Source organism: Jiangella endophytica (assembly GCF_003427025.1).
Taxonomy (GTDB): Bacteria; Actinomycetota; Actinomycetes; order Jiangellales; family Jiangellaceae; genus Jiangella; species Jiangella endophytica.
Genome location: NZ_QVAI01000016.1, coordinates 152,281 through 162,097 on the forward strand (window position 1 = coordinate 152,281; position 9,817 = coordinate 162,097).

The 9,817-nt window shown below is 70.6% G+C and carries 8 protein-coding genes; 7 read left to right on the plus strand and 1 reads right to left on the minus strand.

Translation table 11 applies throughout. From position 1 onward, the window contains the following. Positions 1-12: 12 nt before the first annotated feature. Genes DZA62_RS26960 through DZA62_RS26975 form a run of 4 tightly spaced genes read left to right on the plus strand, consistent with a single transcriptional unit; the run spans position 13 to position 4,751 of the window. Positions 13-978 (plus strand): ABC transporter permease, encoded by a 966-nt coding sequence (locus DZA62_RS26960; RefSeq protein WP_116952039.1) that lies wholly within the window; start codon positions 13-15, stop codon positions 976-978. Further along, positions 975-1,841: an ABC transporter permease gene (locus tag DZA62_RS26965; RefSeq protein WP_116952040.1), complete on the plus strand. Its 867-nt coding sequence runs from the start codon at positions 975-977 to the stop codon at positions 1,839-1,841. The genes DZA62_RS26960 and DZA62_RS26965 overlap by 4 nt, the downstream gene beginning before the upstream one ends. Continuing rightward, on the plus strand, positions 1,838-3,718 hold the full coding sequence (locus tag DZA62_RS26970; RefSeq protein ID WP_198664238.1) for a dipeptide ABC transporter ATP-binding protein: 1,881 nt from the start codon (positions 1,838-1,840) through the stop codon (positions 3,716-3,718). Before DZA62_RS26965 ends, DZA62_RS26970 begins: the two co-directional genes overlap by 4 nt. 34 nt (positions 3,719-3,752) lie before the next feature. Further along, positions 3,753-4,751: a dipeptidase gene (locus tag DZA62_RS26975; RefSeq protein ID WP_116952041.1), complete on the plus strand. Its 999-nt coding sequence runs from the start codon at positions 3,753-3,755 to the stop codon at positions 4,749-4,751. Here DZA62_RS26975 and DZA62_RS26980 read toward each other — a convergent pair. Continuing rightward, the gene (locus tag DZA62_RS26980) at positions 4,709-5,368 is read right to left on the minus strand and encodes a (2Fe-2S)-binding protein (RefSeq protein ID WP_116952042.1); all 660 of its coding nucleotides are present in this window, start codon (positions 5,366-5,368) and stop codon (positions 4,709-4,711) included. The genes DZA62_RS26975 and DZA62_RS26980 overlap by 43 nt on opposite strands. A 110-nt stretch (positions 5,369-5,478) precedes the next feature. On the opposite strand from DZA62_RS26980, the gene DZA62_RS26985 reads away from it, so the two are divergent. From DZA62_RS26985 to DZA62_RS26995, 3 genes are read left to right on the plus strand one after another with little or no spacing between them, the layout of a single operon-like run. After that, complete coding sequence (locus DZA62_RS26985) at positions 5,479-6,975, plus strand: S10 family peptidase (RefSeq protein WP_116952043.1); 1,497 nt, start codon at positions 5,479-5,481, stop codon at positions 6,973-6,975. Further along, positions 6,972-8,822, plus strand: coding sequence for a S9 family peptidase (locus tag DZA62_RS26990; RefSeq protein WP_116952044.1), 1,851 nt, complete (start codon positions 6,972-6,974; stop codon positions 8,820-8,822). Before DZA62_RS26985 ends, DZA62_RS26990 begins: the two co-directional genes overlap by 4 nt. Continuing rightward, entirely contained in the window at positions 8,819-9,817 is a 999-nt protein-coding gene (locus DZA62_RS26995; protein WP_116952045.1) for a dipeptidase, read from the plus strand. Before DZA62_RS26990 ends, DZA62_RS26995 begins: the two co-directional genes overlap by 4 nt.

A 9,817-nucleotide genomic window follows, 5' to 3' on the forward strand; every position in this document is an offset into this window, starting at 1 on the left:
GAGGACGCTGCGATGACCGGCCGCGCCATCCTGCTGATGATCGGCAAACGCCTGGTCGCGTTGGTGGTCCTGGTCGCGATCCTGTCGTTCCTCGTCTTCTCCCTGGTCCACATCGCCCCGGGCACCGCCGTCGACGCGTATCTGGGCGGCAAGCCGGCCACACCGGAGCTGGTGCAGCTGCTGACGGAGCGGTACCACCTCGACGAACCCTTCTTCACGCAGTACTGGCTGTGGCTGAAGGACGCGCTGGTCTTCGACTTCGGCGAATCGACGCTGACGACGCTGCCGGTCACCGACGAGATCGGGATCCGGCTGGGACCGTCGGCGTTCCTCGCCGTCTACGCCTACGTCCTGACGATGATCCTCGGCGTCGTGCCCGGGATCATCGCCGCGCTGCGCCAGCGGAAGCTGCTCGACCGCGGCCTGGTGGCGGGAGCGGTCGTGGCGCTGAGCACGCCGCCGTTCGTGATGGGGATCCTGCTGCTGTACCTGTTCGCCGTCCTGGTGCCGATCTTCCCGGCCGCCGGCCGCGGCGAGGGGTTCTTCGACCAGCTGTGGCACCTGACCCTGCCCGCGCTGGCCCTCGCTCTGTGCGTCGCGGCGTTCCTGCTGCGGCACACCCGCGCCTCGATGATCAACGTGCTGGACCAGGACTACATCATGTTCGCCCGGGCCCGCGGCCTGAGCTGGGGTCACGTGCTGGTCCGGTACGCGTTCCGGAACGCTCTGATCCCCGTCGTGACGGTCTCCGGGGCCCTGCTCGCGTTCTTCTTCGCCGGCGCCGTGTTCGTGGAGGCGACCTTCTCCCTGGGCGGCATCGGCGAGCTTCTGGTGCAGTCCGCCCAGACGAGTGACATGCCGATGATCCAGGCCCTGGCGATCCTCATCGCGGTGCTGATCGTCCTGTCCAACCTGCTCGCGGACCTCGCCTACGTGGCGATCGACCCGCGGATCCGCTTCGAAGGGAGGTCGGCATGACCGAGGCAGCCGTCACGGCGCCGCAGCAGCTGACCCGACGCCGGACGAAGAGCCGCCCGCCGCTCCTGATCGGCCTGTGCCTCGGGTTCATGACGCTCGTCCTGATCGTGGCGGTCTTCGGTGCGGCGCTGGCGCCCCACGACCCGGCCCAGCAGAACGTGCTCGGCAGCCTGGCGCCGCCGAGCGCCGAGCACTGGCTCGGCACCGACGGCCTGGGGCGCGACGTGTTCTCCCGGATGCTGGCCGGAGCGCGGTCCGCGATCATGGGGCCGCTGGTCATCGCCGTCGTCGCCATGATCTGCGGCAACCTGCTCGGACTCCTGGCCGGCTACCGCGCCGGGCTCGTCGACTCGCTGTTGATGCGCTGGGTCGACCTGATGGTGGCCATCCCGTCGCTGCTGATCATCATCGTGGTGGCCGGTGCTCTGGGCGGCGGCTACTGGCTGGCCGTCGCGTTGCTGACCCTGCTCACGATCCCCACCGACGCCCGCGTCATGCGCGCCGCCACGCTCGAGCAGGTGCCGCGTCCGTACGTCGAGGCGGCGAAGACACTGGGTGTCTCGAACGGCCGGATCATGGTGCGGCACATCTGGCCGAACATCGCCGCGACCGCCGTCGCGAACTCGGTCATCATCTTCGCCGGGTCGCTCGTGGCCATCGCCGGCCTGTCCTTCCTCGGCCTCGGCGCCGAGCCGGGCACCCCCGACTGGGGCCAGATGCTGTCGGAGAACCAGCCCCTGCTGTTCACCAACCCGGTCGCGAGCATCGCGCCCGGCATCGCCATCGCTCTCACCGCCACGGCGGTGAACCTGATCGGCGACTGGGTGTACGAGAAGATGTCGAGGCGAGGAGCAGCCCGTTGAGTCCCCACACCGAGCCCACGCTCACCTCGGACCGTCCCGTCCTCGAGGTCGAAGGCATGCGGATCGAGCGCACCGATATCGGCGCCCCGATCGTCACCTCGCTGGACCTGCAGCTGGCCGCGGGGGAGAGCATCGGCATCGTCGGCGAGTCCGGCAGCGGGAAATCGATGAGCGCGAAGGCCCTCATCGGCCTCCTGCCGGAGGGTGTCGTCGCGAACGGGACCGCCCGGTTCGACGGCCAGAACCTCCTCGGCCTGTCCGAACGGCAGTGGCGCAGCATCCGAGGCCGCCAGATCGGCATGATCATGCAGGACCCGTTCACGATGCTGAACCCGGTCATGCGCTGCGGCCGGATCCTGGAGGAGTCGTTGCTCCCCGAACGGCGGCTGAGCCGCGCCGAGCGGCGAGCCGAGGCGATACGGCGGCTCGCCGAGGTGGGCATCACCGACGAGTCCGTCGTCGAGCGGTACCCGTTCCAGCTCTCCGGCGGCATGCGCCAGCGCGTCGCGATCGCCGCGGCGCTGGCCCGGGACCCGAAGATCCTGATCGCGGACGAGCCTTCGACGGCGCTGGACGTGGTCACGCAGCGCGAGGTCCTGGCCCTGATCAAGAGGATCCAGGCGGCGCGGGGCATGGCGCTGATCCTCATCACCCACGACCTGCGGGTCGCGTTCGCCACCTGCGACCGGATCCAGGTCCTCTACGCGGGCTCGCTGGTCGAGACGGGCCGAGCGGACGACGTGCGCGAGCTTCCTCAGCATCCGTACACCCAGGGACTGCTGCTCTCCGAACCTCCGGCCGACCGCCGGGTACGCCAGCTCGTCGCCATCCCGGGCTCGGTCCCGTCGGCGGCCGACGTGCAGGACCGCTGCTCCTTCGCGTCCCGGTGCCGGTGGGCCGAGGACGTGTGCCGGGACGGGGTGCCGCCGCTGGCCGAGGTGGGCGACGACCGCCACTCGCGCTGTGTCCGGCTGCCGGAGATCGGGGCCGAGATGGCCACGCTGCTCAGCAAGAGCGAGGAGCGCGTCGTGGTGCCGGCCGAGGCCCGTTCCGACGGTGCGCTGATCGATGTCGTGAACATCGAGAAGGTCTTCGAGAGCGGGGGCCGCACCGTCACCGCCGTCGACGACGTGTCGATCTCGGTCCGCGAGGGCGAGAGCGTCGGGATCGTCGGGGAATCCGGGTCGGGTAAGACCACGATCGCCCGGATGCTGGTCGGGCTCGAATCGCCGTCCGGCGGCGAGATCGTGATCGACGGCATCCCGGTCCGCAGCTGGAGGGCCTTGTCCCCGCGCGATCGCCGCAAGCTCCGGCAGACCGTACAGACCGTGTTCCAGGATCCCTACTCGAGCCTCAACCCGATGCGGACCATCGGCTGGGCGCTCAAGGAGGCGATCACCACCCACGACCGCGGCGGCGGGAACGTCGAGGGCCGGGTCGCCGAGCTCCTGGAGTCCGTCGGCCTGTCGGCGGGCTACGCCCAGCGCCGTCCGTCGTCGCTGTCCGGCGGCGAGCGCCAACGCGTCGCGATCGCGCGGGCGCTGGCGGTGGAGCCCCGGGTGCTGATCTGCGACGAGCCGGTGTCGGCGCTGGACATGTCGGTCCAGGCGCAGATCCTGAACCTGCTGCAGGAGGTCCGCACCGAACGCGGGATCAGCTGCCTGTTCATCACGCACGACCTGTCCATCGTGCGGCATGCCTCGGAGTACCTCTACGTCATGCACCACGGCAAGGTCGTCGAGTCCGGGCCGACCGAGTCGGTGCTCGACAACCCGGCCGACGAGTACACCGCCCAGCTGCTCAACTCCGTCCCGCGCCCGGAGGGCCAGTGGCTCGCCACCGGAGACGCCGACGAGATGGCCGCGACGCGGGGCTAGGCACGCCGTACGCCGATCGAATGGAGGAAGCAACGTGATCAACAGCTACGTCGGTGGCGTCATCTACGACGTCATGGCCAACCACGGCATCCCGGGCAACAAGGCGGAGGTGCTGCGCTCCACCTACATCCCGCGGTGGCGTGCGGGCGGTCTCGAGGCCGCCGTCGTGCAGGTCTCGAACTGGCCGTCCATCAACGCCTATTTCGCGGAGATCGACCGCTCCGAGGGCGAGATCACGTACTGCAGGACGCGGGCCGACTTCGACAACCGCCCGGAGGGATCGTTCGGCCTGTTCCTCTCGCTGGAGGGCCACGGGTCGTTCGCGGGCGACTTCGAGGCGCTGCACACGCTGTCCGAGCTCGGCGTCACCACGTTCACGTTCTCGCACAACCTGCAGAACCTGCTCTGCACCGGCAGCAACGAGCGCTTCGGCGAGGGCGGTTTCAGCCATCTCGGCAAGCAGACGCTCGAGGAGCTCGAGTCCCTGCCGATGATGATCGACCTCGTGCACATGTCGCGGGCGTCGTTCTGGGACGCGCTCGACCTCTACGACGGCGACCTGTTCGTGTCGCACTCCAACGCCGACGCGCTCTGCCCGCACCCGCGGAACCTGACCGACGACCAGATCAAGGCGGTCGCCGAGCGCAACGGCACGATCGGGCTCAACACGTTCCGCGGCTACGTGTCGCCGGAGCCGCTGAAGGCGACGCTGTCGGACCTGCTCGACCACGCGATGTACATGTACGACATGGTCGGACCGGAGCACCTCAGCATCGGCGCCGACTACTGCGAGTCACCCGTCGAGATGCTGCTGCCCGTGCTGGACCTGATCGACCCCGACGGCGCCCACGGCATCAAGGGCCGCGGCCGCGAGCTGTACACGTACGGCCCGGAGGGTCTGGAGGACGCGAGCAACCTCGGCGCGATCGCCACCGGCCTGGCCGAGCGCGGCCTGACCCCGGACGAGGTCGACCTGGTCTGCGGGGAGTCCTACCTGCGGATGCTCGAGCGGTCGCGCCCGTCGAAGCCCTGATGCGGGGTCAGCGGGCAGTCGCCGCAGTAGCCGCCGGGCCGGGCGCGGTAGAACAGGCAGCAGCTGGCGCGCCGGTGGGTGTTCGGGTCGAGCCGGTTCGCCAGCAGCGGGTGGGCGAGCGCCTCCTCGGCCAACGACATCGCCGCGGGGCCCAGGACGGTGCCCGCGCCGCGCGCGGCCGACGCTGCGTTGCCCCACAGGGCGCCGGGAGCGATCCAGCGGCTCCAGGCGTGGGCCAGCGGCCCCAGCTGGCGGTCCACCACCTCCTCGGCGGGCGTGCCGCCGGGGCGCGGCGCGGAGCAGTGCAGTGTCAGCGTGCCGGCGGAGCTGGACCAGCCCAGAACGTCCGGGTCCAGGTCGAGGCTGCGGCCGGTGAGCTCGGCGGTGCCGAGGGCGAGGCACCACAACCGGGCGGCGTAGCCGAGGAAGAGGGTCGAGACCGCGACCCGGGCCTCGCCGGTGCCGATCCGGTGGCCCAGTTCGTCGACCAGCGCGGTCGTGACGTCCGGGCGACGCAGGTCCGACGTGGGACGCCCGCCGGCCTCGGCGCCGACGCGCAGGACGTAGGTCGGCGTGCGGTCGCGGACCAGGCGTACCGCCGCCTCCATGTCGCACATGGTCAACCCTTCTCGTCACGCTGCGGTAGCTCAATGTAAAGCACATCCTATTGACGCTCTATTGACATAGTCGTACAGTCCAAACACCGCCGACCTCTTGGGAGACATCGATGCCGGAAGCCGCGACCACTGAGCCCACCGCCGCCGAGGCCGACAAGGTCGCGGACGCCAAGCCGCTGGAGGACCAGCAGTTCGTCAGCCGGCACGCCGTCACCATCGGCGGCGAGCGGATCCAGTACACGGCCAAGACCGGCCGCCTCGTCATGCACGACGACGACGAGCAGGGCAAGCCGAAGGTCGCCATCTTCTACACCGCCTACCTGCGCGACGAGGTGTCGTCGAGCCGGAACCGGCCGCTGGTGTTCGTGTGGAACGGCGGCCCGGGCTCGTCGACGATCTGGCTGCACATGTACAGCTACGGCCCGCGCCGCGTCGTGTTCGAGGGCGACCCGCTGGTCGACGCCTCGCGGTGGGAGCTGAAGGAGAACGAGCACTCGCTCCTCGACGTCGCCGACCTGGTGTTCCTCGACCCGCCGAGCACCGGCTTCAGCCGGACCGCCCCCGGCGTGGATCCCAAGGAGTTCTACGGGATCGAGGTCGACGCCGCCGTGGTCGGCGACTTCGTGCTGGAGTTCATCGCCCGCGAGGGCCGCGGCGACAGCCCGATCGTGCTGTTCGGCGAGAGCTACGGGACGCTGCGGGCGCCGGCGGTGGCCGACTACCTGCAGCAGGTGCCGGGGCTGTTCGTCGACGGCGTCATCCTGCTGTCCTCGCTCATGGACGTCGCGGGAACGACCTTCGGCGTGGGCGTCAACAACGGCCCGGTCGGCCAGCTGCCCAGCTACGCGGCGACCGCCCTGTACCACGGCGTCATCTCCGGCGACCTGGCGACGGTCGTGGCGGAGGCCGAGGACTTCGCCCTGAACGAGTACTCCGTGGCCCTGCTGAAGGGCAGCCGGCTCACCGCCGCCGAGGAGCAGCGCATCGCCACCCGGCTCTCCGAGCTGACCGGCATCTCGGCCGACTACTTCCTCCGGGCGAACCTGCGGGTGACCCTCTGGCGGTTCATGAAGGAGCTGCTGCGCGACCGGGGACGCACCGTCGGCCGGCTCGACACCCGCTTCACCGGCGTCGACTCCGACTCCGCCGGCGAGGCGTTCGAGAACGACCCGAGCTACACGGCGCCCACCGGCGCGGCGACGGCCGCGCTGACCAAGTACCTGCGGGGCGATCTCGGCTGGGACGCCGACCGGCCGCTGCTGTACCGCCACATCCGGCCGCGCTTCGAGTGGAAGCACCGCGAGAGCGAGCAGATGGGCATCTGGACGCCCCAGCTGGAGGTCGCCACGCTGCTGCGCGGAGCGATGTACCGCTCACCCCACCTGAAGGTGTTCCTGCTCAGCGGCTACTACGACCTCGGCACGCCGTTCTTCCCGGCCGAGCTGACGTTCGACCACCTGCACCTGCACCCGGACGTGGCGGGCAACGTCACCAAGAAGCGCTACGAGTCCGGGCACATGATCTACCTGCACGAGCCGTCGCTGGCCCAGACCCGTGCCGACCTGGTGGAGTTCCTCGCCTCCGTCCGGACGGGCATCGGTGCATGACGGCCGGCGCGCTGTCCGCGGCGGACGTGTTCGCGCCGGCCCGGGCGTTCAACTGGCTGCGCGGTGACGGCGACGCACTGCTGTGGACCGAGACCCGGCCGGCGCAGGCCCGCACGGTCGTGGTCCGCTGGGAACCGGGTGCCGAGCCGGTCGACCTCACCCCGCCGGGGCGGTCGAGCAGCAACATCGTCGGCTACGGCGGCATCCCGTACGGCGTCGCGCCGGACGGCGACGTGCTGCTGTGCGACAGCGAGGACCAGCGCGTCCACAGCGTGCGGCGCGGCGTCGCGGTGACCCCGGCGGCGCCGGGCAAGACCGTCCGCTGGAGCGACTTCGTGGTGAGCGGCGAGCATCTCTACGCCGTCCGCGAGCAGCACCACGACGACGGCCGCATCGCCAACGAACTGGTGCGGGCGCGCCTGGACGATGAGGAGGACCCGGTCGTCCTCGACGCCGGCCACGACTTCGTGGGCTCGCCGCGGGTGTCGCCCGACGGGACCAGGATCGCCTGGATCACCTGGGACCACCCGCAGATGCCGTGGGACGGCACGCGGCTGTGGGCCGCCGGCCTCGCGCCCGGCGGCATCGGCCCGGCGACCCTCGTCGCCGGTTCGGCCGGCGAGTCCGTCCTGGAGCCCACCTGGACGCCGGACGGCGAGCTGCTCTTCCTCAGCGACCGCACCGGCTGGTGGAACCTCTATCGCGCTGGTGGCACGGCGCCACTGGTGAGCATGGAGGCCGACATGGGCGGGCCGGTGTGGTTCCTCGGCCTGCGCAGCCTCGACGTCTTCGCCGACGGCCGGCTGGTGGTGAAGTGGACGATCGACGGTGTCGAGCACCTGGGCATCCGGCACCCCGACGGGCGGCTGGACGAGATCGCGACGCCGTACACGCAGTTCGTCTCGCCGACCGTCGTGGGCGACCGGATCGCCGTCATCGCCGCCGGGTACCGGCACGCTCCCGCGGTGGTCCTGCTCGACCCGGCGACCGGCGGGGCCGGTGAGGTGGTGCGCGACAACGGCACCCAGGCGCCCGCGACCATCGCGGTGCCGGAGGCGATCACCTATCCGACGACCGACGGCGCGGTGGCGCACGCCTTCTGGTACCCGCCGACCGTGCCCGTCGACGGCCCGCCGCCGCTGATCGTCAACTGCCACGGCGGCCCCACCGGCCACGTCGTGCCGGTGCTCGACCTGCGCCAGCAGTACTGGACCAGCCGCGGGTACGGCTACCTGGAGCTCAACTTCCGCGGCAGCAGCGGCTACGGGCGCGCCTACCGCGATGCCCTCAAGGGCACCTGGGGCGTCGTCGACGTCGACGACGCCGTGGCGGGTGCCGAGTACCTCGTGGCCAAGGGGCTGGCCGACGGGTCGCGGCTGGTGATCCGCGGCCTCAGCGGAGGTGGCTGGCTGACGTTGTGCGCCATGGCCTTCCGCGATGTGTTCGCGGCCGGCGGCAGCATGAACGGCGTCGCCGACGCCTACAAGATGGCGACGGACACGCACAAGTTCGAGTCCCGCTACCTCGACTCGCTGATCGGACCGTTGCCGGAGACGAAGGAGCTCTACGCCGAGCGCTCGCCGGTCACGGCGGCCGAACACATCACGGCGCCGCTGATCCTCCTGCAGGGAGAGGCCGACAACGTGGTCCCGGCCGACCAGGCCGAGGCGATCGCCGTGGTGCTGCGTGAGCGCGGCGTCGAGCACGAGCACCACGTCTACGCGGGCGAGGGCCACCTGTTCGCGAAGGCCGAGAACCTCGTCCACGCCCTCGAGGCCGAGCGGGACTTCTACGCCCGCGTCCTGGCCACGGCGGGCTCGTCAGCGCCAGAAGGAGCAGCGAGATGATCAACATCTACGTCGGCCCCACCATCGCCCACGTGATGGAGGGGCACCGGGCCGACCGGCACGCCCAGATCCTGCGCGAGAACTATCTGGAGGCGTGGCGGGCCGGCGGCCTGACCGGGGCCATCATGCAGATCTCCGACTGGAGCACCATCGGCATGCTGCTGTCGGAGGCGCGCCGCTCCGAGGGCGAGATCACGTTCTGCACGTCCCGGGCCGACTTCGACAACCGTCCCGAAGGGTCGTTCGGCCTGTTCATCTCGTTCGAGGGCTACGGCGCGCTGGTCGGCGACTTCGAGGCCCTCGAGACCATGTCCGAGCTGGGCGTCACCACGTTCACGTTCTCGCACAACATGCAGAACCTGCTGTGCACCGGCTGCAACGAGCGCTTCGGCGAGGGCGGCTTCAGCCACCTCGGCAAGCAGGTGCTCAAGGAGCTGGAGTCGCTGCCGCTCATGGTGGACCTCGTGCACATGTCGCGGGCGTCGTTCTGGGACGCGCTGGACATCTACGACGGCGACATCTTCGTCTCCCACGCCAACGCCGACGCCGTCTCCCCGCACCGGCGCAACCTGACCAACGAGCAGATCAAGGCCGTCGCCGCGCGCAACGGCGTCATCGGCATCACCACCTACCGCGGCTACGTCACCGAGGACCCCTACAAGGCGACGCTGTCGGACGTGCTCGACCACGCCATGCACATCTACGGCCTGGTCGGCGCCGAGCACCTGGCGATCGGGGCGGACTACTCCGGCTCGCCCATCGAGATGATCTCGGCCGGCCTCAAGCAGGCCGACCCGGACAACGCCTACGGGCTGAACGAGATCGGCCCGGACGTCTACGCCGTCGGGCCCGAGGGCATGGAGGACGCCAGCCGCCTCGGCAACCTCGTCGAGGGCCTGCGCGAACGCGGCCTCGACCAGGCCGAGCTCGACCTCGTCAGCGGCGGTTCCTATCTGGCGATGCTCGAGCGGGCCCGGCCCGAGACGGCGAGGTAG